Genomic DNA, 21,487 nt, shown 5'->3' with positions numbered 1-21,487 from the left:
CTTCACGCCCACCGCTCCCGACGCCGAGACGATCCTCACCCCGATCGGCTTGGATTCGCTGCCGACACCGGCCGAGCCCGCACTCCTGCCCGCCGAGCCCGCCCTCGGCGACGCCGGCGCCCAGAGCAGCCGCCCCGCCCACGGCAATGCCGGCGCCCACTCCGCCCAGCGCTCCGGCGGCGAGCTCGACACCGACCCACCCCACCGCGCCCTCGCCGCAGCTGAGGGTGGCGACGCTTCCAACCCGCCACGTCCCTTGGCCGTGTCCAGCGCTGCCCCGGCCACAGTCGCGCCCGCACCCAACGACCCCACAGCCGCCACCATTGCCGCAATCGAATCGGCCGCTGTCACCGCCACGGGCGACGCCACCGCTCGCGCCGACGGTCCCGCCGCCACAGCGCCCCCTGTCGAGCCCGAGCAGATCCCTCCGGTCGAGGCTCCGCCGGGTGTCGCGCCGGCCTCGCCGACGCCGCTCGCGCCGGCCACTCCGACACCCGAGCATCCCCAGCCGGATTCGCCGGTGCCTGTTTCTCCGGCGCCCGGCCACCCGGTGCCGGATTCGCCGGTGCCTGTTTCTCCCGCCCCCGGCCACCCGGTGCCGGAAGCGCCGAGGCCGGTCTCGCCCGCTCCCGGCGGCACGGGCCTGGGGCTCGACGATCTGCCGAGTGCCGAGTCGATCAGCGCGGAGGTCTCAGCCGAGCTGTCCGCGCAGGCCCAACCGGCCCCGCGGCGCCCCGAGGCCGGCGAGTGGCGCGGGATCGTCGTGGTGACGGGCACCGACACCGAGGTCGGCAAGACCATCGTCACCGCTGCCGTGGCCGCCGCGGCCCAGGCGGCGGGCCTTCGCGTCGCGGTCGTCAAGCCCGGTCAGACCGGCATCGCCACCGGCGAACCGACCGACATCGAGGTCATCACCCGCCTGGCCGCGCCCGACACCACACGCACGCTCGCCGAATACCCCGACCCGCTGGCGCCGTTGACCGCCGCCACCGTGGCCTCCCTGCCGCCGCTCGAGCTCTACGAGGTGGTCGACGCCATCCGGGCCGAGGCCGACAAGCACGACCTGGTTCTGGTCGAAGGGGCCGGCGGCCTGCTGGTCCCGATGGGCGTCCGCCCCTCGGGCGAATCGTGGACGGTCGCCGACCTGGCCACCACCCTGGGCGTCAGCACGATCGTGGTGGCCCGGGCCGGCTTGGGCACCCTCAACCACACCGCGCTCACCTTGGAGGCCCTGGCCCGCCGAGGCGTGCCGGCCGGCGTCGTCATCGGCGCCTGGCCCCACGACCCCGAGCTGGTCCACTGGGCCAACCTGAGCGAGCTGGTCCCCCACCTGATCGGCGCCCTTCCGTCGGGCGCGGGCGACATGGACCCCGGCGTCTTCCGCCGCTCAGCCCCGGGCTGGCTGACTCCCTCGCTGTACGGCGTTCTCGACAACTGGCGTGTCTGGGCCGAAGAGTTCGGCGAGGGCCACCACTGACCGCCCTCCGCTCGGTCGAATCAGCGCCCGATGCTCATCGGGGGTGCCTCTGCCGGTCTTGGAGGAGCCGGAAGTAGTTCTCCTCATACTCGTCGAGCAGCGGCACTACATCTGTCGACTGCTTCTCCAGCGCATCGAAGATCCGGCGGTAGCTTTCCACGTCTTTCTGACTCCGCGAGATCAGTCCCGTGTTGTACAGGTCGACGATCACCAAATCGTCGTCGTACAGAAAGAACCCGTGCAGCAGCGGGACTTGGATCAGCGCTTCGTCCGGGATCACCGTCACGCGCAAGTTCTCGGTCTGTGTGACCACTTCTCGCAAGTGGGCGATCTGAGCCATCATCTCGAGCGGAGGGAAGAGCCTGCGTTTCAGAGTGGCCTCGCCGAGGACGAATTGGAACGTCTTCGACGGGTCTCCCAGCACCTCTTGTCTGCTCACGCGCGCCGTCACGGCGGCCAGCAGACCCGACTCAGTGAGATCAGAAGCCGTCATGGGGGCGATGCGACGCATGGTTTGCAGAACTAGTTTCGCGTAACCGCTCGTCTGCAAAGGTCCCGGGATCAACGCCGGCTCGAACGCCCGAATCGACGTCGCAGCGAATTCCCAGTCCTGCAAAGTCTTCTGCTGGGCGGCGAGGCCGACCGAGGCCGGGCGCCAGTCAGTCATCCGGTCCTGTGACCGTTCAGCACGGTCCATGAGGTCCCGAGTCAGGCTCTCATCCGCCCCCAGAGCACGCGCGATGGCGCCCACATCTTCCGGATCGAGGAGGCCCTTGCCGCGTTCGATGCGCGAGATCTTGGGTTGGCTCATGCCCACCATCGCAGCGAGCCGGGCACCCGTCAGCCGCTTCGCGCGGCGCATCCGCGACAGAACGACGCCTACCGGCTCGGCGTCGCCACGAGGGGCGCCAGATGTCGCAGCCATTCCAGCACCCCCGCTCTAACGTGGCCGTTGGTGAGTTCAGGAAAGATTACGGGCTGCCTCAAGCAGCAGGTCCACCGGAATTCTGACCAGCGCCTCACCGGCCGGTACGTTGACGCCGGCGTCTTCGGTTGACAGCGAGTAACCCTGTACCACGATGGTGCCCTCGGCTCCGGATGCCGCGTACACCGTGGGACAATTGCCACTTGTGCACCGATTTGCTACAGCCGTCAAAGCCCCAAGAGACGACTCTCCGTGCGACTGGAGAGTGCTGCCGTCGGCCTGCGGGAATTCACTATTCACCGGTAACCACCGTATTCATTCGAGAGACTTAGCCAGAAGAGGTTATCCAGAGCGACCGACGGCGATCGCGCCGGGGTCCCTGAGTCTTGCTACCTAGCATTCTGCATGGTACCAAGCAGCCACGTGGCACCGAGGCTAGATCGAGGCAACCAGTTGACCCGCCAGAAGCACCGCTTCGGAACCGTGCCGCCGAAGTCCGAATCCAGATCCTTTACCACAGATTGAATTCCTGTGGCTAATTCACGCGTCGTGAATAACACTCAGGGTAGTCATCTAGACACTCTGGTGGTTAACATGATCCGTAGATCAGTACAGTCCAGAACTCGCACGTCGGAGCGACTATCCGTTACTCCGCATCACCCACAGCGGCCGCGTGGAACGCGAGTTCTACTCATGGTGATCGCTGCCCTGGTTGTCAGCGGGCTTGCGGGCCTCTTGTCGGACGCCGCGGGGAACAATGTTCCGACGTCCGTTCTGACCGCGGGTGGGGCGTTCGGCGCAGCCCTCGGATTGTTCGTCGCCATGGCGCACTACGCCGACATCGAGTAATCCCCCGCGTATTGCCAACGAACCTCGCTACTGTTCGCCTCGGCCTTCAGCCGAAATGGTATGGCGGCGGGGCGGGCGTGGTGACGGCGGCGCTGGGATGTCTTCCATCGGGTCCACCGGGAACGTTCGCTCCTCGCCCGCGATCAGCTGGATCTCTTTGCCCTCGTGGCGGAACGTGACGTCGCCGTCGGTGGTGTAGGTGACCGAGTCGCGCGTGACTGTGACGCACATGGAAGCGCCCCGCCAGTGCAGGTGGAAGGCCAGCCGCTTCAGGCCTGGGGGCAGGCGCGGGCCGAAGGCGAGCTCGCCGCCGTTGTCGCGTAGGCCGCCGAAGCCCATGACCAGCGCTATCCAGGCTCCGGCGCAGGCCGCGATGTGCAGGCCGTCGCCGCCGGACTCGCCACCGCCGCGCAGGTCGAGCAGGGCCGCCTCGGCCAGGTAGTCGTGGGCCAGGCGCAGATGTCCCAGTTCGGCGGCCAGCACCGCCTGGATCGGGGCCGACAGGGACGAATCCCGGACGGTCCGGGCCTCGTAGTAGGCGAAGTTGCGGCGCTTCTCGTCGAGTGTGAACGCGTCCGGGCGCACCATCATGGCCAGCACCAGGTCGGCCTGCTTGACCACCTGCTTGCGGTACAGGTTGAGGTAGTGGTGGCTCAGCATCAGCGGGTAGTCGTGGTCGGTGAAGTCCCACTCGGGCAGCCGGGTGAAGCCGGCCGCCTGCTCGTGCACCTCGCGGCCCTCGGCGTACGGAATGCTCAGGCAGTCGGCCAGGCGGGGCTCGATCCCGGCCGCGCGCAGATTCTGCTGGGCCATCAGGTTGGTGTAGATGTTGTCGTCCATCAGCGCCGTGTACTCGTCGGGGCCGGTCACGCCCGCGATGTGGGCCACGCCCTGGTCGTCGAAGTAGGCCACCGACGTCCACAGCTTCGCTGTCTCGGTCAGCAGTTCCTGGCCGGCCTCGCGCATGAACTCGTCGTCGCCGGTGGCCGCGTGGTAGCGCAGCACGGCGTCGGCGATGTCCGCGTTGACGTGCAGGGCCGCGGTGCCCGCGGGCCAGTAGCCGGAGCACTCCGGTCCGCCGATGGTGCGCCAGGGAAAGGCCGCGCCGTCGAGGCCCAGTTCACGGGCGCGGTCGCGGGCGTGGCCGAGCGTGTTGTGCCGCCACTTCAGCGCAGGACCGACGCAGCCGGGATGGATGTAGGTCAGCGTCCTCAGCACGTACGCCTCGGTGTCCCAGAGCGTGTGGCCGTCGTACCCGTTGCCGGTCAGTCCCTTGGCCGGGATCGGATGCGGGCCGGCCTGCGCGCCCGCCTGCAACACGTGGAACAGTCCGAAGCGGACCGCCTGCTGGATGTCCGGGTCGCCGTCCACTTCGACATCCGCCCCCGCCCAGAAGTCGTCGAGGTAGGCGCGCTGCTCGGCCGCCAGTGTGTCGAAGCCGTCCCGGGCGGCGGCGTCGCGGTCGGCCACCACCTGGTCGTCGGCCGGCCAGTGGTAGGACAGGAACTTCTCGAAGGTGATCTCGCCGCGGCCGGTGGCGGTCCAGCGGATCAGCTCGGGTGCGGACGAGACGTTGCCGTCGGCGCCGGTGTGGGTGACCGCGGCCGCCACCGAGAGTTGGCTGCGGCGGGTGCGGCACACGAGCTTGTCGTCGTCGTGCGCAACCGGCTCGAACGGGTCCGACAGGACTGCGCTGGCCCGCGGGTCGTCCTCGCGCGGCGACGGCAAGTCCTCGTCGACGACCAGGTCGGATTCGACGCGCAGCTCCGCCTCGGCCCGCACCGAGTAGCGCAGGGCCGCAACCGACGGCCGTACGAAGGAAACCAGCCTTTCCGTACGCAGCGACACCGCCACCCCGCCCGGCGAGACCCACTCGACCTCGCGGGTGAGCGTGCCCGCCCGCAGGTCGAGCACCCGCTCGTGCCGGCGTACCTCGCCCGTACGCAGGTCGAACCTCTCCCCGTCGACGAAGAGCGAGATCCGCTTGCCGTTGGGCCCGTTCACGATGGTCTGCGTGCGTTCCGGGAACCCGTACCCCTCTTCGGGATAGTGCAGGTCGCGCTCCTCGAACAGCGAGTTGAGGAACGTGCCCGGCATGCCACCGAGGTGCGGTTCCTCCAGGTTTCCGCGCAGCCCCACATGCCCGTTGGCCAGCGCGAAGATCGACTCTCCCTGGAGCAGCGCGCCGTCCTGTTCGTCGGGCGTGCCGACCTCCCGGACGAGCCACGGCTCGGCCGGCGCGATCTCAGACATCGCGCAGCTCCGGACGTCCGCTCACGTGCGTGACGGTGGCGGCCGAGGCGGCCGTCGCCCGTTGCGCGGCCTCTTCGTACGAGGCCCCGGCCAGCAACGCCGCGGTCAGGGCGGCGACGAACGCGTCCCCGCCGCCGGTGGTGTCGACCACCTCGGCATCGTCCAGGGGGATCGTGACCCGTCCGCCCCGCCACACGAACAGGTTGCCGTCCTTGCGAGCCAGGGCCAGCAGCTTCGGCCCGTGGTCGAGCACGTCCTCGTCGAGGCCGGCGGCTTCCGTCTCGTCGGCGCGCACCACATCGGCGTACGCGAGAAGGCTCTTGTCCTTGATCTCGCCGTCGAGCACGACCAGCTTGCCGGCCTCGTGACCGATCCGGGCCGCGGCCAGCGTCGCCGCCTCGGGCTGCTGCAACTGCACGAGTACGGCGTCCGCCCCCTCGATGACCGGCCGGGCGCGCAACACGTCGTCCTCGCCGAGCAGCACCGGCGGCGGCAGGTGTTCCACGTAGCGGTAGCGGCCGCCGGGCTCGAGGATCTCCACGATCAGGCCGGTCAGCGCGCCCGGGCGGCGAACCACCGAACGTACGTCGATGCCGTCCCGCCGGGCCTGGGCCAGCAGCACGTCGCCGATCATGTCGTCGCCCGCCACGGCGATCAGGGACGGCCGCACGCCGAGCTGAGCCAGCGCCACCGCCTGATTGGCGCCTTTGCCGCCGAGCTGCTCGTGGCGGCTGCCCGCGGCGCCCGAACGGCCCGGCTCCGGTAGTTGATCAACGGTGAGGACGAGGTCACGGGCCAGTTGCCCGACGACGGCGGCGGTAGGTGTCACGAGTCAGCTTGTACCCAGCGACTGACACTTTGTGCGACATTCACGCCTGAGGCTTGGCTGTGAGTGCAATTCGGCCATCCAGAGCATTGCCGGACACCGACGACGTTCCTAGGCTCCTTGCACCATTGTCGAATGTGAGGGGGATCACCGGCCATGACCAACAGCAGTCCCGTGTCGTCGAACGCGTACGAGTATCTGGACAACGTCGGTCCGGAGGAACAGGCGCGGCTCGAGGCCGTCCGCCGGTACCGGTTGGTCGATCAGCCGGTCGAGGACGCGTACGACCGGATCGCGTTCGTCGCCGGCGCCATCTTCAACACTCCGATCGCGACGGTCTCGCTCGTGGAGCAGGACAGGGTGTGGCTCGCCGCCTGTCAGGGCCTGGCCGGCGTGCGCGAGGTGGGCAAGGAGCCCGGGCTGTGCGCCTCGGTGATCGCCCAGGACGACGTCTATGTGATCAACAACGCGGCGGTCGACCCGCGCACGCTCGAACACCCGCTCGTCCGGGGCGAGCTGGGCCTGCGCTTCTATGCGGCGGCGCCGATCCGCACCCACGACGGTTACCGGCTGGGCACCGTCAACGTGATCGACAACAAGCCCCGCGAGGCCACCGCCCGCCAGCTCCAGGCCCTGGAACACCTGGCTTCGATGGTCTCCGACGAGCTCGAGCTGCGCCTCATGGTGATCCGCAGCGCGGCCGCCGAGCAGCGCATGCGGGAAACGGTGAGCTGATTACCGTTCCGGCGATTCGGGTAGTGCGCAGCACATGCGAACCCCCCGCAGAATCGCTGTTGTCGCGCACCAGAAGAAGACGTTGGGCGGCGGCCTGGACGAATTGCGCCGCCGCCTGACCGACGCCGGGATCGACGACCTCGCCTGGTACGAGGTGCCGAAGAGCAAGAAGGCGCCCAAGGCAGTTCTCGCCGCGCTCAAGGACAAGCCGGACAGGCTGCTCGTCTGGGGCGGCGACGGCATGGTGCAGCGGTCGATCGACGTGGTCGCCCGCTCGGGCAAAAAGGTGCCGGTGGGGATCATCCCGGCCGGCACGGGCAACCTGCTGGCCACCAACCTGGGCATCCCGGCCGACCTCGAGGAATCGGTGGAGATCGCCCTGCACGGCGACGACCGGGCCATCGACCTGGGCAAGCTCGACGGCGAATACTTCGGCGTGATGGCCGGCATCGGCTTCGACGGCGCGATGATCAACGACGCCGACCGGAACCTCAAGGACCGACTGGGCAAGCTCGCGTACGTGTGGGCGGGCCTGCGCCACGTCAACGGCGAACCGGCCAAGGCGACCATCGAGATCGACGGCACGAAATGGTTCGAGGACGAGGCGAGCTGCGTCCTGATCGGCAACGTCAGCAAGATCACCGGCGGCATCAAGGCCTTCGACGACGCCAAGCCGGACGACGGCTGGCTCGACGTCGGCGTGGCCACAGCGCAAGGCGCGATGCAGTGGGCGCGGGCGCTGGGCACGATGGCGGTCGGCCGCAGCGACAGCTCCCCGTTCGTCCGCACCACCCGGGCCCGCCGCATCGACGTGCACCTGGAGTCGAAGATGGAGTACGAGCTGGACGGCGGCGCCCGCACCAAGACCAAGTCGTTCTCGGCCAAGGTCGCGCCGGGCGCGGTGAAGATCTGCGTGCCGCGCGAACCGTCCACCGTGTCCTGACCGTCCGTGGAGAGCCCGGCTGAGCCGGGCTTCGTCGAGGAAGACCCCGACCGTTCACCGACCTGGCGGCTCTGCCCGAGCCCTGGCAGGACGCGTTCTTCCTGGCCACGGAACGGCCGCGCCTCTCCCCCAGCCAGGCGATCGAGCTGCGCCACCGCTTCCAGGCTCTCGTCGACGAGTACGCAGCCCAGGCGCCCGACGATGCGGCCCGGGTCACCGTTCAGTGGCAGGTCCTCCCAACGTCATGAGACCGCTGCCCGGGCTGCTGGCGGCCGAGACGGTGTCGCTGACCGGCAGCCACATCGCCACCGTCGCGGTGCCGTGGCTGGTGCTGGTCACCACCGGCTCGGCGACCCGGGTCGGGGTGGTCGCCCTGGCCCAGACGTTGCCGTTCGTCCTGGCCGGCGTGCTGGGCGGGGCGCTGGGCGACCGCACCGGCCCCCGCCGCGTCGCCATCGCCGCCGACGTGGCCGGCGCGGTCGCCGTCGGCCTCGTCCCGCTGCTGCACCTGCTCGGCCAGCTGACGTTCGGCCGCCTGGTGGCCGCGGTGGCGATCTCGGGCGATCAGGCCGAAGGCGGCCGGCCCGGCGCCGGTCTCGCGAGGTGTGGCTGATCCTGGCGGTCGCGTTCGGCGCCGGCCTGGCCATCGCCGCGGTCAACCCGATCCTGATGGCGGTCGGCTACGAACGCATCCCGGCTCACCTGCGCGGTCGCGTCCTCGGGGTGATCGGCGCCCTCTCGTTCGCCGGCCTTCCGCTGGGCGGCCTGCTCGGCGGTCTGGCCGTCGACAGCATCAGCCTGCGCACAGCGCTGCTGATTGCCGCCTTCCTCTACCTGGCGGTGACCCTTGCCCCGTTTCCCGCCCTACGCCGGCTGTCCGCGGCGATCGATCCGCCGACAGCCACCGGCCCCAGCCCGTCGAGCGACGACCGGCCGAGGGCCGAACCACAGGCGGACGAGCCGACGACGGTCGGATAAGCGACAGGAGACTTCGTTCCCCCGAGCGCGCGGCGCGCCGTTTACAACCGCATATCCCCTGGATTGCGACGCCGGGCCGACCGCACACTGGCGATCACCATCCGGCACCGCTACGTCTCTCCAGGGGGTACGCCATGACGTTCCACCCGAGTACCGCAGTGAGCGTCGCCATCATGCTGATCGTGGCCGCCGCCGTCGTCGCCGGCTACCACTTCGGGCGACGTCCGTCTGGTCGAGGCTCCGCCCCGGCCGCCCGGTCCGCGCGCCACAAGACCTGGGTTCCCGCTGCCGGGTTCCTGACCGTCCTCGTCCTCGTCCTCGCCGCCCTGTTCACGGCCGCGTTCAACGCGGCCACCTGAGCCACGAGGAAAACTAGAGCGAGAACCGGTCGACGATCGCGAACCGCAACAACGACCGGTAGACCCGCGCCGCGTCGCTCAGCGAGCCGAAATGCGACGAGGCGTTGCCGTCCAGATACGTCGTCGCGATCTCCACCTGCTCGATCCGGTGGCCCGCCCGCACCGCGGCCAGCAGCACGTTCATCTCGTACTCGAACCGCTCGCCGGGCACCTCGCCCAGCCACTGGAGCATCGAGCCCGGATACCCGCGCAACCCGGTCTGGGTGTCCCGCACCCACCGCCCGGTGGCGGCCCGGAACAGCTCGCGCGTGACGGCGTTGCCCAGCCGGGACCGGGGCGGCATCCTCCGCACCCGTCGCACGCCCAGCACCACGTGATCGTCCGCAGCCACCCGCGCCGCGACCCGCATGACGTCCTCGGCGCTGTGCTGCCCGTCGCCGTCCGCGCACACGACCGGCTCCCCGGGGTGTTCCGCTGCGATGTGGGCGAAGCCGGTGCGCAGCGCCGCCCCCTTGCCCCGGTTCACCGAGTGCCGCAACACCGTGCATCCCGGCTGGTCGACCGGCGTCGAGCTGCCGTCGTCGACCAGGACTATCGGGCACGAAGGGTCAGCGGCACGCACGTCGGACACCAGACGGGACAACCCGTCGCCCGGCTGATAAACCGGCACAAGCAGAACCATGCCCGCTGCTATACCCCGCGACGCAACATCGCCACCATGCGTCGCTCCCGGCGCAGCAGCACAGCCGGATCCCGCACGCCGAAGAAGCAGACCCGGGCGGCCGCTCGCACGCCGTACTCGAAGACGCCGCCCCTGGGCAGGCCGGCCGCCGGCACGTCGACGAGCGCGGCGCCCCGCAGCCCGAGCACCTTGCCGGCCAGGAACCGGGCCCGCGGCAGATGCCAGGCGTGCGTGACCAGCCCGAGCGGGCGCCCCGGACCCAGCCGGAGCCCGTCGAGCAACCCGTCCGCCGCCACGTGCAGCAGGTTCTCGAGTGTGCTGCGCGACCGGCACTCGATCCGGACGACACCGGGATCCAGCCCCAGCTCGACCGCGGTCGCCCGCATCAGGTCGGCCTCGCGGCAGCCCGGCGGCGGCTCCACGGCGCCCGATCGAGCCTGCTCCCAGCCACCGGAGAACACGACCCGTTCGACGTACGGATAGGAAACCGCAGCCCGCACCCGGGCCAGACTGCCGGCGGAGAGACCGGAGCCGTCCAGCCCGTTGCCGAGAACCAGCAGCGCGGCCGCTACGCGATCTGCTGCCACCAGCCGTCCACCGCGGGTGGGTTGTCGACGTCGACGCGCTCGCCCGGGCGCGGCACCGCGAGGCGGACGTCGCGCGCCTTGGCCTCACGCCAGGTGCGGTCGGCCGGCTCGGGCCAGTCGTGCAGGGCCAGGTTGAACGTCGCCCAGTGGACCGGGATCATCAGCCCACCGCGTACGTCGACGTGGGTGGCCACGCCGTCCTCGGGGAACATGTGGATGTCGGGCCAGTTCTCGCTGTACGCGCCGATCTGCACCAGCGAGACGTCGAACGGGCCGTGCTGCCGGCCGATCTCGGCGAAGCCGGGGAAGTAGCCGGTGTCGCCCGAGTAGAAGACCTTGCGGGTCGGCCCGTTGATGACCCAGCTCGCCCAGAGCGTGCCGTCGCGGCCGAACCCGCGCCCGCTGAAGTGCCGGGCCGCGGTGGCCACGAACTCGAGGCCTGCCACGCGGTGGGTGTCGTTCCAGTCCAGCTCGACGATGCGGGTGGCCGGCACGCCCCAGCGCTCGAGGTGGGCGCCCACGCCCAGCGGCACCAGGAACGGGGCGGCCTGCAGGTCGACCAGGTTCTGGATGGTCTGCATGTCGAGGTGGTCGTAGTGGTCGTGCGAGATCAGCACGGCGTCGAGCGGCGGCAGGTCGCGCAGCGCGACGGGCGGCTCGTGCAGGCGCTTGGGGCCGGAGATCTGCGACGGCGAACACCGCTCGCTCCACACCGGGTCGAGCAGGACGCGCTTGCCCTCGATCTCGACCAGCGCCGACGAGTGGCCATACCAGGTGACGTGCAGGCCGTCGGCCGTTGCCCCGGGGTCGGGAGTGACCACCGGGATGGGCAGGCGCGGGTGGCGGCGCTCCCGGTCGCGCAGCGTCTCGGCGAAGATCCTGGGCATCGACGAGGCGGCGAGCATCGTGGCCGGGACCGTGTTGCGGAACTTGCCCTCGGCGAACTGGGGCGAGGCCTGCATGCGGGCGAGCCGCTCACCCTTGGCCCGGGCCCCCATCTGGCGCGGGATGTCCCGCGCGACCCACACCGCCGCCGCGCCCAGGGCCAGCGCGATCAATGATCCCGTACGTCCTCGCTTCGCCATCCGCCCAGTCTGACGGGCCGGGCTGGGGTCCCGCCAGCGGATGCCAGGTGTGACACACTGCTCAGCCGTGACTGTCGACACCCTTCAGAGCCAGCAGCAGCTGATCATCCGTCAGCGCGTGCGGCTCATGGTCAACCAATACGAGATCCACGCCGTCAACCAGGACGGCCAGGAAGCCGGCATCCTCGCCTTCGCGCAGCAGAAGCGCATGGCGTTCAAGGAGCAGGTCACCCTCTACACCGACGACACCAAGCAGGTGCCGGTCTTCGGCTTCAAGGCCCGTCAGCGCATCGATCTGGGCGCAACCTACGACGTGACCGACGCCAACGGCGCCCCGATCGGCCAGTTCAAGAAGATTTTCAAGGAGTCGCTGATCCGCTCCACCTGGCGTCTGGAGCAGCCCGGCTTCGGCGAGATGGTCGGCCGCGAGACCAACCAGCTGGTTGCGATCCTGCGCCGCTTCGTCGAGTCGCTGTCCTGGCTGCCCTACCACTTCGACTTCGTGCTGGCCGACCGTCCGGTCTTCTCGGTCGTCAAGAAGTGGGGCCTGCGCGACCGCTACGTGGTCACGATCCACGACCCGCGCGTCGACCGTCGCCTGGTCGCGGCGATGTCCGTCGCGCTGGACGCCCTCCAGGCCCGGTAACCTTCCGGGGATGGACGATCCCCGGGCTCAGCGCCTCTTCGGCGACCGGCTGGTCGCCCCCGGCGACCTCGCCTCCAGCCCGTTCCGCGTCGACCGCGACCGCATCGTCGCGTCGCCGTTCTTCGCCCGGCTCGCCGGCGTCACCCAGGTCATCAGCCCCGGGGGCGCCGGTCTGCTGGTGCACAACCGCATGACCCACAGCCTCAAGGTCGCCCAGGTCGCCCGGGCCATCGCCGAGCGCGTCGACCCCGGCCTGGCCGACAAGCTGGGCGGCTGCGACCCCGACGTCGTCGAGGCGGCGTCCCTGGCCCACGACCTGGGCCACCCGCCGTTCGGCCACCTCGGCGAGCGGGTGCTCGACCGGGTCGCCCGCCAGCGGCTGAAGCTGCGCGACGGCTTCGAGGGCAACGCCCAGTCGTACCGCATAGTCACCAGCACCGAGAGCCGCGGCCAGGCCACGCTCGGGCTCAACCTGACCAACGCCGTGCGCGCCGCCATCCTGAAATACCCGTGGACCCGCCGCGACCCGCAGCGCTTCATGGATCCACCCCCGCGGGGCGCCGCGCCGCCGCCCGACGATCCCGACGGCGGTTCGCTGAAGTTCGGGGCCTACTCGACCGAGTCCGACGACATGCGCGCCGCCCGCGCTCCCTTCGCGGGCCGGGTCGCCGACTGGCAGCAGACCGTCGAGGCCTCGGTCATGGACACGGCCGACGACATCGCGTACGCCATCCACGACCTCGAGGACGTGCACCGGGTCGGCGTGCTCCAGCAGGGCGCCGTCGCCACCGAGCTGATGGCCTGGCAGCGCTGGGGCGCCCGGACGGATCTGACCCGGGCCGGCGGGGCCATCGAGTCACTGCGCCGCCAGCTGCACCGCAAGGACGCCTGGATGGCCGACGACGACGCCTTCGCGGCCGCCGTCGAGCTGGTGCGGGCCGAACTCGTCGACGGCCTGCTGGCCCGCCCGTTCGACGGCTCGCTCGACGCCGAGTCCCAGGTGGCGGCGTTCTCGGCCACGTGGACCAGGCGGCTGGTCGAATCGGTCGAGACGATCGCCGACCCCGCCGTCCGCTCCGGCCACGTCCAGCTGGCCACGGCCCAGTGGCACGAGGTGCAGATCCTCAAGTTCGTGCAGAACCGCTTCGTGCTGGCCCGCCCCGATCTGGCCCTGCACCAACGCGGTCAGGGAAGGCTGGTTGCGTCTTTGGTTGACGCCCTGATGGCCTGGCTCGTCGATCCGGACGAGGAAGAACGCATCCCCAGCCGCCTCCGCGATCTCGTCGAACTGGCCGAGGCAGAGCTGCCGGCGGGCACTCCTGAGCGCATGGACCGCGCGCGCGGCCGCGCCGTCGTCGACTTTGTAGCAGGCCTCACGGACAACCAAGCGGTCGGGTTGATGCAGGCGCTCTCGGGCAAGAGCCGCCAGCTCTGGACAGACGCGTTCGTTCTTTGAAAAGCAAGATGTCGTAGCGGGGTGGTGGGTGCGGACCGTCACTCCCGTCGAGGGCCCGGCCGAGCCGAGCAGGGCGCTGGCGCGCCCTGAACGCTCGGCGCGACCGGGCGACCTGAGTGAGTGGTGACGCGCGAACCGCGCGGACCAGGTGCAGCACGAGCCGGGCGGCGCAGCCCGAGTTACCTGTGGATACGCAGCCGGCCGCAGCCTGTGGACAACCGGCTTGCCGGCCGGGAAGCGGCGTAGGGTGATCCCACCCTGAGGGCGGGGGAGGCGGCGGCCGGTTGGCGTCTGTTTTGCCGATCTTGGGCAAAAGGAAAGGCCGCCCGGTCGGGCGGCCTTTCTCATGAAGTGCTTCAGGCGGTGCGGCGGCGACGGGTGTACCAGATCGACGCGGCGCCCGCGGCGACCAGCAGGCCGCCGAGGGAGATGACGGTGCCCATCGGGGCGCCGGTCACCGGGAGGGCGCCACCGGCGCTGACCCCGCCGCCGGGGGGCGACGTGGCCGGGAGCGCGCCGGTCGGGGTGCTGGGCGTGACGGACGGCGTGACAGACGGCGTGACCGTGTCGACGCTGGCGGTGGGCGTCGGGCCGTAGCCGGGGTTGCCCCGGGTCGGGGTGTCGGTGTCCGGGGTGTCCGTGTCGTCGACGTCCGGGGTGCCGGCCGGGGTGACCGTGGCCGGGGTGGTCGCGGCCGGCGTGCCGTAGCCGCCCTGCCCGCGGGTCGGCGCCTCGTCGGTGGCGTCCGGCTCCTCGCCGTAGCCGGTGGCGGCGACAACGGGGCGCGCGGCTTGGTCGATGGCGGCCTCGGAGGCCAGGGCCGGGGAGACACCCAGCGCGAGAGCGGCGGCGAGGCCGACGGCGGGCAAGCCGACGGCGACGATCCGGCTGATTGAACTCATGAGGAGTTTTCCATTCCTAGTGCGGTGTTCTCGGTCCGCAGGGGAGCTTAGCGGCAAATGCCCGATTTACCCATTAAGAACCCTCGGCGGGTCATCATCCCGAAAGACCACCGAAACGGTGACTCCGCCATAGATGGGACAAAGCGAACATTTTGCCCTCAAATTTCGGGTCGGCGGCGAACAAACCTCCGCTGTACGGAGCTCGGAGCTGCACACTCGCACCGGAGTCGAGATAGACCGACACCACCGTCCGGCCGCCCCGCCGCTCCGCCCGCAGGTCGACGACCTCGTTCCAGGTCGCGATCCCGCCGTTGAAGACCGAGACCGTACGAATCCCCCGCGCGCTGATCTGCGTGCCGGTGAACCGCCCCACGAACACCCCGATCAGACCCCCGGCCACCGTCGGCCCGGCCAGCGCGGCGACCCACACGAGGCCGGGCGAAGTCAGCACCGCCGTGACTATCAACACCCCGATCGCAGCCAGGGAGCCCAGGTAGAGACCCCGTCCGAGGGCTTGTTGCCAGGTGGGGCGGAAGGTAGCCGCCGCTGCATCTTCCATGCCCGGGTTCAACGGAGACGCGGACCACTCCGCCCGCACTTTGAGTGCGACGTACTTTTGTTGTATGGCACAGAACGAGACCACCCTGCCCACCACCGAGGAGGAGTGGCGCGTGCGCCTCTCCCCCGACGAGTTCCGCGTCCTGCGCCAGGCCGGCACCGAGGCGCCCTGGTCCGGGGAATACGTCGACACCAAGGCCGAGGGCATGTACGAGTGCCGCGCGTGCGGCGCCGCCCTCTACCCGAGCGACTACAAGTTCGACTCGCACTGCGGCTGGCCGTCGTTCGACGACGCCATCCCGGGCGCGGTCAAGGAGATCAACGACTTCTCCCACGGCATGGCCCGCACCGAGATCCGCTGCGCCCGCTGCGACTCCCACCTGGGCCACGTGTTCCGCGGCGAGCACATGACGGCGAAGAACACCCGCCACTGCGTGAACAGCCTCTCGATCAAGCTGGACCCGAAGACCGCCTGACGCCCGACCGCCACCGGCACCCCCAGAACGGTGCCGGTGCGCACCCCGAGCGCCGCGCCAGTGCGCACCGAGCGCCGTGCAAGTGCGCACCCCGAGCGCTAGCTGGCCGGCCGGCCGTCGCGGCCCTCCGCGCAGAGAGAACCGCCCGCGGCCACGTGCGGGTGCCGGTGGACAGTTCCCCTGCGAGCAGCCACCGACAGGCTTAGCGTCGGCTTCATGGACTACCAGATTTCGGTCAAGTGCGAGCAGCTCGCCGAGTGGTACGTGCGCGTCAAGGGCATCGCCGACGCCCATCACGGCCACGCCACCGGCGACCACCTGAAGGCCATCGCCGACGAGATCCACGACATGGTCCCCACGGAATGGTGGGTCAGCCAGCCCCAGCCCCTGGACAACCGCGTCCGCAGTTGACCTTGAGAGCGCAACCACTCACGCACGTCGCCGTGGCGGGGTGAGCGCTCTGGGCGCGCCAGCGCCCTGCTCGCCGCGCCGCGGCCCTCGACGTGAGTGACGGTCCGTACCGACCACCCCGCCACGACAGCCTGCTCTTGATCTTGATGTTGGCCTAGGGTCATTCGCATGCCGAAAGCCGCAGCAGAAATCCACGAAATCGCCGGCCATGAGGTACGCCTGACCAGTCCCGACAAGGTCATGTTCCCGCAGCGGAACTACACGAAGCGGGACGTCTTCGACTACTACCTCGCCGTCGGCGACGGGATCATGCGCGCGCTCCGCAACCGCCCGACGACGCTGCAACGCTTCCCCGACGGCGTCGAGGGCGAGGCGTTCTTCCAGAAGCGGATCCCCCAGCGCGGCGTGCCCGAGTGGATCCAGACGGCCCAGATCAAGTTCCCCAGCATGCGTACGGCCGTCGAGCTGTGCCCGGCCGACCTGGCCCACGTGGCCTGGGCCGCCCAGATGGGCACCGTCGTCTTCCACCCGTGGCCGGTCCGCGGCGACGCGCCCGACAACCCCGACGAGCTGCGCATCGACCTCGACCCCCAGCCCGGCAACTCGTTCGCCGACGTGGTGGCGACGGCCGGCGTGCTGCACGAGGTGCTCGACGACCTGGGCTGGACCGGTTTCCCGAAGACCTCCGGGGGCCGCGGCGTGCACGTCTACATCCGCATCGCGCCCAACTGGTCGTTCGTCGACGTCCGCCGGGCCGCGATCGCCCTGGCCCGCGAGGCCGAACGCCGCCGCCCCGACCTGATCACCACCGCCTGGTGGAAGGAGGAGCGTGGCGAAAGGGTGTTCCTCGACTTCAATCAGATGGCCCGCGACCGCACGATCACCTGCGCCTACTCGCTGCGAGCCAACGCCCGGGCCACCGCCTCGGCCCCCGTGACCTGGGCCGAGCTGCCCGACGTGGAACCGGACGACTTCGACCTGCGCACGCTCCCGAAGCGTTTCGCCGAGGTCGGCGACCCGCACGCCACCATCGACGACGTGGCCCACGACCTGACTCCCCTGCTCGAGTGGGTCGAGCGCGACGAGAAGAACGGCCACGGCGACATGCCCTATCCCCCCGACCATCCCAAGATGCCGGGCGAGCCCCCACGCGTGCAGCCCAGCCGCAAGAACGCCGCCAACTGGCAGAAAGACGAGTGACGCTCCGCCGCCGAACCGACCCCACCGCTCCCAAGGGGGAGCCCCCGCAGCCATTGTCGCGAAAAACGCGGGACCGTGCGGCGGCGCCCGGGCCCGATCTGTGGACAGCGGGCGAGTGTGGAAAACGTCCAGCGGCCGGTCGATCTACAGCGCGAGCTTCATGCCCTCGTGGGAGGCGACGAAGCCGAGGCGCTCGTAGAAGCGGTGGGCGTCGTCGCGGCGCTTGTCGGTCGTGAGCTGGGCGATGCGGCAGCCGCGTTCGCGGGCTCGGTTCAGGGCGTACGCCATGAAGTCGCTGCCCAGGCCGGAGCCGCGCCGATCGCCCCGGACGCGGACCGCTTCGATGGTCATCCGCCGGGCGCCGAGGCGGCTCAACCCCGGCGTGAACGTCAGCTGGCAGGTGGCGACAACCTCGCCCTTGTCGTCCGCGACGATCAGCTCGTTGTTCGGGTCGGCGTCGATCTCCTCGAAGGCGGCCCAGATCGCGGCGTCCACGTCCTCGGCCACAGGCGCGTTTCCGAAGCCGCGGGCCCGGCTGATGTCGTCGTCGGCCAGCAGCTGAAGCACGGCGGGCACGTCCAACCGGGTGGCGGTGCGAAACTCCATCGCGGCAGTCTCACACAGCCGATCGCCGACGCCCCACCGCGGCCACCTCTCCGCAGCCCGAACACGGCACCTCGCCCCCGCAGCCCTCCCGCAGGCACCTCGCCGCAGCTCTCCCGCAGGCACCTCGCCGCCGCAGCCCTCCCGCAACACGAACATCGGCACCTCGCCGCCGCGGCCCTCCTGCAGTCCGAACATCGGCGCCTCGCCGCCGCAGCCCACCCACAGCCCGAACATCGGCACCTCGCCGCCGCAGCCTTCCTGCAGCGGAACATCCGCGCCGATTTTCTGTCCGAGGGGACCTACGCCGGAGGGCGTTGCTCGGGCACCATGTCGCCATGAAGGTGCTGCTCAAACCGTTCCTGCCGGCCTACCGCGGGATCGTGTGGCTGGCCAACTCGCCGGGCACGCTGATCCTGGCGTACGCGATGCTGATCGTCGTCTGCGGCGTGCTCTATCACTTCTTCGAGAAGGAGGAGTCGATCGGCGACGCGATCTGGTGGGCCATCGTCACCGCGTCGACCGTCGGCTACGGCGACATCTCACCCGAGACGTGGCAGGCCCGGGTGCTGGCCGGGCTGCTCATCTCGATCATGGTGCTCCTGGTGATTCCGCTGATCACGGCACACTTCGCCAGCAAGCTGATCGTCGACTCGGACGCCTTTCACCACGAGGAGCAGGAAGAGCTGAAGGCCAACCTGCGCCACGTACGGGCGTTGCTCGAAGCCCTGGCCGAGCGCGAGGGCATCACTTTGCCGGACAGCGCAGCCCCTCCTGCGGCACCTTCAGATCGATGAGGTAGCCGTCGACCGCCTTCACGATGCACGGCGTGCTCGGGTAGGCCGTGTGGCCCTCGCCCTCCCAGGTCAGCACCTGCCCGACGCCCAGCATCGAGGCCAGGTCGGCCGTGTTCTCGTACGGCGTGGCCGGGTCACCCGTCGTGCCGACCACCACGATCGGCGGGGCGCCGGCGGCCGCGCCGGCCGGGTAGGGGTCGCGCTTGCCCGGCCAGACCGCGCACGACAGCATGCCGGTGGCCAGCGCCGCCCCGAACATCGGGTATTTCTGCCGCCACTCGCCCTGGAACCGGCGCACCTCGTCGATCGTGGGCGCGTCGTCGGTGTCGGCGCAGTTGACCGCCATGTTGGCGTCGAACAGGTTGCTGTAGGTGCCGTCGGGCTTGCGCTCGGCGTACTGGTCGGCCAGCGAGAACACGAGTTTGGGGTTGCCCTGCTTCAGCTCGTCGATCGCGTTGGCCAGCTTGGCCCAGCCCGACTCGGTGTAGAGCGACGAGATCACCGCGTAGAAGACCCAGCCCGAGGTGGCCTTGCGACCGTCGGCGCCCGCGATCGGCTTGGTGGTCGCGGTGGCCAGCGCGTCGGTCACCGCCTTGCGCGCGTCGGGCGCGATCGGGCACTTGTCGGGCGTGGCCTTGCACCAGTTGGTGAAATTGGTGAACGCGCGCTCGAAGCCCTTGGCCTGGGTCTCGGAGCCCTCGACGAAGTTCTGCTTCGGGTCGACCGCGCCGTCGAGCACCATCGCGCGGATGTTCTTCGGGAAGAGCTGGGCGTAGGTGGCACCGAGCAGCGTGCCGTAGGAGTAGCCCAGGTAGCTCAGCTTCTCGTCGCCGACGGCCTGGCGCAGCGAATCCATGTCGCGGGCGGCCTGCTCGGTGGAGAAGAAGGGCAGCTGGTCGCCGTACTTGGCGCCGCACTCGCTCGCGATCCGCTTGTTCAGCGTGACCAGCTTGTCGAACTCGGCCAGGCTCCGCGGGTCGGGCGGGGCGCCGAAGCTCGCGTCCTGGTCGGCCGGGGAGATGCACTTGACCGGGTCGGAGCGGCCGACGCCGCGCGGGTCGAACCCGATGATGTCGAACCTGTTGGTGATCTCGGTGGGCAGGCCGCCGAACGCCTCGCCGAAGGACAGGATGGCCGCCAGCTCGACACCGGAGCCGCCCGGGCCGCCCGGGTTGAGCAGCAGCGAGCCGATGCGGCCGGACTGCTTCGACGACCGGATGCGGATCATCGCGATCGAGTAGGTCTCGCCGTTGTTCTGGTCGTTCCAGTCGCGCGGCACGCTGACCTTGGCGCAGTCGTAGGTCATGCCGGGGGCGGTCTGGCCGACCAGGTCTTTCGGCACGTCAGGACAGGGCTGCCAGTCGGCCGTGCCGTTCGTGGCGGGAGCGCCCGACGAGGTGACCGGGCCGGCCTCGCTGGACCCGTTCGGTGCGAAGGTGGGCACAGTGCACCCGGCGGCGACGGTCAGGACCGCGGCCAGGACGGCGATCACCGAGCGGGAACGACGCTGCACGTTGCTGACCTTTCGACGGCTGGTTTGCTGAGGGAAAGGCTAGCCGGTCGGTCTGACAAGAGTCTGTCAGCGGCTCGTGAGCACCTCGGCCAGGTCGAACCGCACCGGACGTTCCAGCTGCTCGTAGGTGCAGCTGCGCGGGTCACGGTCGGGACGCCACCGTTCGAACTGGGCGGTGTGCCGGAACCGGACACCCTCCATGTAGTCGTAGCGCACCTCGACCACCCGCTCGGGTCGCAGCGGCGTGAAGGACAGGTCTTTGCCGTTGTTCCAGCGGCTGACCTCGTTCTTGCGCGGCGTGCGCTCGCCCTGCAGGTGGGACGCCCAGTCCCACGGGTGCCCCTCGAAGCCGGTGACCAGCGGCTGCAATTCACCGAAGAGCTCTTCGCGTACGGCGATGGGGAACGCCCCGATGACGCCGACCGACGCCAGCACGCCCCGCTCGTCGTAGAGCCCGAGCAGCAGTGAGCCGATCCGGTTGTCGGCCGACTTGTGCACCCGATAGCCGGCGACCACGCAGTCGGCCGTCCGCTTGTGCTTGATCTTGCTCATGACCCGCTTGTCCGGCTGGTACAGCAGGTCTCGCGGCTTGGCGATCAGCCCGTCGAGGCCGGCCCCCTCGAACTGCGCGAACCAGCGGGTGGCGGTCTCGAGGTCGTCGGTGGCCGGGGTGGTGTAGATCGGGGGCTTCGCGTCCTTCAGCACTTCGAGCAGGCGGGCCCGGCGCTCGCCGAACGGCGCCTCGGTCAGGTCCTCGTCGCCGATCGCGAGCAGGTCGAACGCCACGAAGCCGGCCGGGGTCTGCTCGCTGAGCAGCTTGACCCGGCTCGCCGCGGGGTGGATGCGCTGCTGCAGCGCCTCGAAGTCGAGCGTGTTGCGCGCGGTGTCGGCCACGATGACCTCGCCGTCGATCACCGCCCGGGGCGGGAAGTTGGCCCGCACGGCCTCGACGACCTCGGGGAAGTAGCGGGTCATCGGCTTCTCTTTGCGACTGCCGATCTCGACCTCGTCGCCGTCCTTGAAGATGATCGACCGGAATCCGTCCCACTTGGGCTCGTAGATCTGGCCCGGCGGGATCGTGGCGACGGGCTTGGCCAGCATCGGCTTGACCGGCGGGTTGATCGGCAGCTCCATGCCGCCAGTCTGCCGCGTTCTGCGTTCTTCGGGTGCCCCCCAAAGATGATCGGTGTGGCGACCACTCTGGAAACGGTGTAATCATGTAATCA

At 70.1% G+C, this 21,487-nt stretch carries 25 protein-coding genes; 13 read left to right on the top strand and 12 right to left on the bottom strand.

Annotated features, from left to right (window positions below; all coding sequences use genetic code 11):
* Window positions 1-700 precede the first annotated feature (700 nt).
* A complete protein-coding gene (gene bioD, locus KXC43_RS26225; protein WP_221378954.1) occupies window positions 701-1,477 on the top strand; it encodes a dethiobiotin synthase in 777 nt (258 codons plus the stop codon).
* Window positions 1,478-1,511: 34 nt separating this feature from the next.
* On the opposite strand, the gene KXC43_RS26220 is transcribed toward bioD, so the two are convergent.
* The gene (locus KXC43_RS26220; protein WP_221378810.1) at window positions 1,512-2,402 is read right to left on the bottom strand and encodes a helix-turn-helix domain-containing protein; all 891 of its coding nucleotides are present in this window, start codon (window positions 2,400-2,402) and stop codon (window positions 1,512-1,514) included.
* Window positions 2,403-2,438: 36 nt separating this feature from the next.
* Complete coding sequence (locus tag KXC43_RS26215) at window positions 2,439-2,588, bottom strand: hypothetical protein (RefSeq protein WP_308129259.1); 150 nt, start codon at window positions 2,586-2,588, stop codon at window positions 2,439-2,441.
* 507 nt (window positions 2,589-3,095) lie between these two features.
* Between KXC43_RS26215 and KXC43_RS26210 the strand changes: the two genes are divergently transcribed.
* A complete protein-coding gene (locus KXC43_RS26210) occupies window positions 3,096-3,251 on the top strand; it encodes a hypothetical protein (RefSeq protein WP_221378809.1) in 156 nt (51 codons plus the stop codon).
* A gap of 27 nt (window positions 3,252-3,278) precedes the next feature.
* On the opposite strand, the gene KXC43_RS26205 is transcribed toward KXC43_RS26210, so the two are convergent.
* Both KXC43_RS26205 and KXC43_RS26200 read right to left on the bottom strand, forming a co-directional pair.
* A complete protein-coding gene (locus tag KXC43_RS26205) occupies window positions 3,279-5,504 on the bottom strand; it encodes a glycoside hydrolase family 65 protein (RefSeq protein WP_221378808.1) in 2,226 nt (741 codons plus the stop codon).
* Window positions 5,497-6,333 carry a PfkB family carbohydrate kinase gene (locus KXC43_RS26200; RefSeq protein ID WP_221378807.1) on the bottom strand — a complete coding sequence of 279 codons (837 nt, stop codon included), beginning with the start codon at window positions 6,331-6,333 and terminating at the stop codon, window positions 5,497-5,499. The genes KXC43_RS26205 and KXC43_RS26200 overlap by 8 nt, the downstream gene beginning before the upstream one ends.
* 153 nt (window positions 6,334-6,486) lie before the next feature.
* Here KXC43_RS26200 and KXC43_RS26195 point away from each other — a divergent pair, with 153 nt between their 5' ends.
* The 5 genes from KXC43_RS26195 (at window position 6,487) to KXC43_RS26175 (ending at window position 9,345) form a co-directional block, all read left to right on the top strand.
* Window positions 6,487-7,065, top strand: a complete 579-nt coding sequence (locus KXC43_RS26195; protein ID WP_221378806.1) for a GAF domain-containing protein — start codon at window positions 6,487-6,489, stop codon at window positions 7,063-7,065.
* A gap of 34 nt (window positions 7,066-7,099) precedes the next feature.
* Window positions 7,100-8,008 carry a diacylglycerol/lipid kinase family protein gene (locus KXC43_RS26190; RefSeq protein WP_221378805.1) on the top strand — a complete coding sequence of 303 codons (909 nt, stop codon included), beginning with the start codon at window positions 7,100-7,102 and terminating at the stop codon, window positions 8,006-8,008.
* Between the two features lie 244 nt (window positions 8,009-8,252).
* Window positions 8,253-8,621 (top strand): MFS transporter, encoded by a 369-nt coding sequence (locus KXC43_RS26185; protein WP_221378804.1) that lies wholly within the window; start codon window positions 8,253-8,255, stop codon window positions 8,619-8,621.
* Entirely contained in the window at window positions 8,612-8,986 is a 375-nt protein-coding gene (locus tag KXC43_RS26180; RefSeq protein WP_221378803.1) for an MFS transporter, read from the top strand. The genes KXC43_RS26185 and KXC43_RS26180 overlap by 10 nt, the downstream gene beginning before the upstream one ends.
* Before the next feature lie 134 nt (window positions 8,987-9,120).
* Entirely contained in the window at window positions 9,121-9,345 is a 225-nt protein-coding gene (locus KXC43_RS26175; RefSeq protein ID WP_221378802.1) for a hypothetical protein, read from the top strand.
* 13 nt (window positions 9,346-9,358) lie between these two features.
* On the opposite strand, the gene KXC43_RS26170 is transcribed toward KXC43_RS26175, so the two are convergent.
* The 3 genes from KXC43_RS26170 to KXC43_RS26160 are packed head-to-tail and all read right to left on the bottom strand — an operon-like array spanning window position 9,359 to window position 11,699.
* Entirely contained in the window at window positions 9,359-10,027 is a 669-nt protein-coding gene (locus tag KXC43_RS26170) for a glycosyltransferase family 2 protein (protein WP_221378801.1), read from the bottom strand.
* An 8-nt stretch (window positions 10,028-10,035) separates the two neighbouring features.
* Window positions 10,036-10,614: a YdcF family protein gene (locus tag KXC43_RS26165; RefSeq protein WP_308129258.1), complete on the bottom strand. Its 579-nt coding sequence runs from the start codon at window positions 10,612-10,614 to the stop codon at window positions 10,036-10,038.
* The gene (locus KXC43_RS26160) at window positions 10,596-11,699 is read right to left on the bottom strand and encodes an MBL fold metallo-hydrolase (protein WP_221378800.1); all 1,104 of its coding nucleotides are present in this window, start codon (window positions 11,697-11,699) and stop codon (window positions 10,596-10,598) included. The genes KXC43_RS26165 and KXC43_RS26160 overlap by 19 nt, the downstream gene beginning before the upstream one ends.
* A 67-nt stretch (window positions 11,700-11,766) precedes the next feature.
* Here KXC43_RS26160 and KXC43_RS26155 point away from each other — a divergent pair, with 67 nt between their 5' ends.
* Both KXC43_RS26155 and KXC43_RS26150 read left to right on the top strand, forming a co-directional pair.
* Window positions 11,767-12,345 (top strand): LURP-one-related family protein, encoded by a 579-nt coding sequence (locus KXC43_RS26155; RefSeq protein ID WP_221378799.1) that lies wholly within the window; start codon window positions 11,767-11,769, stop codon window positions 12,343-12,345.
* Between the two features lie 10 nt (window positions 12,346-12,355).
* Window positions 12,356-13,801 carry a deoxyguanosinetriphosphate triphosphohydrolase family protein gene (locus KXC43_RS26150; protein WP_221378798.1) on the top strand — a complete coding sequence of 482 codons (1,446 nt, stop codon included), beginning with the start codon at window positions 12,356-12,358 and terminating at the stop codon, window positions 13,799-13,801.
* A 356-nt stretch (window positions 13,802-14,157) separates the two neighbouring features.
* On the opposite strand, the gene KXC43_RS26145 is transcribed toward KXC43_RS26150, so the two are convergent.
* Together KXC43_RS26145 and KXC43_RS26140 are read right to left on the bottom strand one after the other, a co-directional pair.
* On the bottom strand, window positions 14,158-14,703 hold the full coding sequence (locus tag KXC43_RS26145; RefSeq protein WP_221378797.1) for a hypothetical protein: 546 nt from the start codon (window positions 14,701-14,703) through the stop codon (window positions 14,158-14,160).
* 94 nt (window positions 14,704-14,797) lie between these two features.
* On the bottom strand, window positions 14,798-15,262 hold the full coding sequence (locus tag KXC43_RS26140; protein ID WP_221378796.1) for a hypothetical protein: 465 nt from the start codon (window positions 15,260-15,262) through the stop codon (window positions 14,798-14,800).
* Window positions 15,263-15,326: 64 nt separating this feature from the next.
* Here KXC43_RS26140 and msrB point away from each other — a divergent pair, with 64 nt between their 5' ends.
* The 3 genes from msrB to ligD all read left to right on the top strand — a co-directional run bounded on the left by msrB (window position 15,327) and on the right by ligD (window position 17,348).
* Window positions 15,327-15,737 (top strand): peptide-methionine (R)-S-oxide reductase MsrB, encoded by a 411-nt coding sequence (gene msrB, locus KXC43_RS26135; RefSeq protein ID WP_221378795.1) that lies wholly within the window; start codon window positions 15,327-15,329, stop codon window positions 15,735-15,737.
* 216 nt (window positions 15,738-15,953) lie between these two features.
* Window positions 15,954-16,148 carry a hypothetical protein gene (locus KXC43_RS26130; protein ID WP_221378794.1) on the top strand — a complete coding sequence of 65 codons (195 nt, stop codon included), beginning with the start codon at window positions 15,954-15,956 and terminating at the stop codon, window positions 16,146-16,148.
* 168 nt (window positions 16,149-16,316) lie between these two features.
* On the top strand, window positions 16,317-17,348 hold the full coding sequence (gene ligD / locus KXC43_RS26125; protein WP_255644849.1) for a non-homologous end-joining DNA ligase: 1,032 nt from the start codon (window positions 16,317-16,319) through the stop codon (window positions 17,346-17,348).
* A gap of 144 nt (window positions 17,349-17,492) precedes the next feature.
* On the opposite strand, the gene KXC43_RS26120 is transcribed toward ligD, so the two are convergent.
* Window positions 17,493-17,954 carry a GNAT family N-acetyltransferase gene (locus tag KXC43_RS26120; RefSeq protein ID WP_221378793.1) on the bottom strand — a complete coding sequence of 154 codons (462 nt, stop codon included), beginning with the start codon at window positions 17,952-17,954 and terminating at the stop codon, window positions 17,493-17,495.
* 335 nt (window positions 17,955-18,289) lie between these two features.
* Here KXC43_RS26120 and KXC43_RS26115 point away from each other — a divergent pair, with 335 nt between their 5' ends.
* Window positions 18,290-18,748 carry a potassium channel family protein gene (locus KXC43_RS26115; protein WP_221378792.1) on the top strand — a complete coding sequence of 153 codons (459 nt, stop codon included), beginning with the start codon at window positions 18,290-18,292 and terminating at the stop codon, window positions 18,746-18,748.
* On the opposite strand, the gene KXC43_RS26110 is transcribed toward KXC43_RS26115, so the two are convergent.
* Entirely contained in the window at window positions 18,699-20,261 is a 1,563-nt protein-coding gene (locus tag KXC43_RS26110; RefSeq protein WP_221378791.1) for an alpha/beta hydrolase, read from the bottom strand. The genes KXC43_RS26115 and KXC43_RS26110 overlap by 50 nt on opposite strands.
* 66 nt (window positions 20,262-20,327) lie before the next feature.
* Complete coding sequence (locus KXC43_RS26105; protein ID WP_221378790.1) at window positions 20,328-21,395, bottom strand: ATP-dependent DNA ligase; 1,068 nt, start codon at window positions 21,393-21,395, stop codon at window positions 20,328-20,330.
* Window positions 21,396-21,487 lie beyond the last annotated feature (92 nt).

This window comes from Paractinoplanes polyasparticus, from assembly GCF_019710575.1.
In the GTDB taxonomy this organism is placed as follows: Bacteria; Actinomycetota; Actinomycetes; order Mycobacteriales; family Micromonosporaceae; genus Actinoplanes; species Actinoplanes polyasparticus.
Note: the sequence above shows the minus strand (reverse complement) of the source record. Positions and strands in the feature narration are given on the sequence as shown.

Bases quoted from the DNA above. Each gene is read 5' to 3' on its own strand.
- KXC43_RS26130 (WP_221378794.1), top strand. From the start codon at position 15,954: ATGGACTACCAGATTTCGGTCAAGTGCGAGCAGCTCGCCGAGTGGTAC.
- msrB (WP_221378795.1), top strand. From the start codon at position 15,327: ATGGCACAGAACGAGACCACCCTGCCCACCACCGAGGAGGAGTGGCGC.
- KXC43_RS26115 (WP_221378792.1), top strand. From the start codon at position 18,290: ATGAAGGTGCTGCTCAAACCGTTCCTGCCGGCCTACCGCGGGATCGTG.
- KXC43_RS26120 (WP_221378793.1), bottom strand. From the start codon at position 17,954: ATGGAGTTTCGCACCGCCACCCGGTTGGACGTGCCCGCCGTGCTTCAG.
- KXC43_RS26220 (WP_221378810.1), bottom strand. From the start codon at position 2,402: ATGGCTGCGACATCTGGCGCCCCTCGTGGCGACGCCGAGCCGGTAGGC.
- KXC43_RS26160 (WP_221378800.1), bottom strand. From the start codon at position 11,699: ATGGCGAAGCGAGGACGTACGGGATCATTGATCGCGCTGGCCCTGGGC.
- KXC43_RS26185 (WP_221378804.1), top strand. From the start codon at position 8,253: ATGAGACCGCTGCCCGGGCTGCTGGCGGCCGAGACGGTGTCGCTGACC.
- KXC43_RS26140 (WP_221378796.1), bottom strand. From the start codon at position 15,262: ATGGAAGATGCAGCGGCGGCTACCTTCCGCCCCACCTGGCAACAAGCC.
- KXC43_RS26195 (WP_221378806.1), top strand. From the start codon at position 6,487: ATGACCAACAGCAGTCCCGTGTCGTCGAACGCGTACGAGTATCTGGAC.
- ligD (WP_255644849.1), top strand. From the start codon at position 16,317: ATGCCGAAAGCCGCAGCAGAAATCCACGAAATCGCCGGCCATGAGGTA.
- KXC43_RS26190 (WP_221378805.1), top strand. From the start codon at position 7,100: ATGCGAACCCCCCGCAGAATCGCTGTTGTCGCGCACCAGAAGAAGACG.
- KXC43_RS26205 (WP_221378808.1), bottom strand. From the start codon at position 5,504: ATGTCTGAGATCGCGCCGGCCGAGCCGTGGCTCGTCCGGGAGGTCGGC.
- KXC43_RS26210 (WP_221378809.1), top strand. From the start codon at position 3,096: ATGGTGATCGCTGCCCTGGTTGTCAGCGGGCTTGCGGGCCTCTTGTCG.
- KXC43_RS26145 (WP_221378797.1), bottom strand. From the start codon at position 14,703: ATGAGTTCAATCAGCCGGATCGTCGCCGTCGGCTTGCCCGCCGTCGGC.
- KXC43_RS26175 (WP_221378802.1), top strand. From the start codon at position 9,121: ATGACGTTCCACCCGAGTACCGCAGTGAGCGTCGCCATCATGCTGATC.
- KXC43_RS26150 (WP_221378798.1), top strand. From the start codon at position 12,356: ATGGACGATCCCCGGGCTCAGCGCCTCTTCGGCGACCGGCTGGTCGCC.
- KXC43_RS26105 (WP_221378790.1), bottom strand. From the start codon at position 21,395: ATGGAGCTGCCGATCAACCCGCCGGTCAAGCCGATGCTGGCCAAGCCC.
- KXC43_RS26170 (WP_221378801.1), bottom strand. From the start codon at position 10,027: ATGGTTCTGCTTGTGCCGGTTTATCAGCCGGGCGACGGGTTGTCCCGT.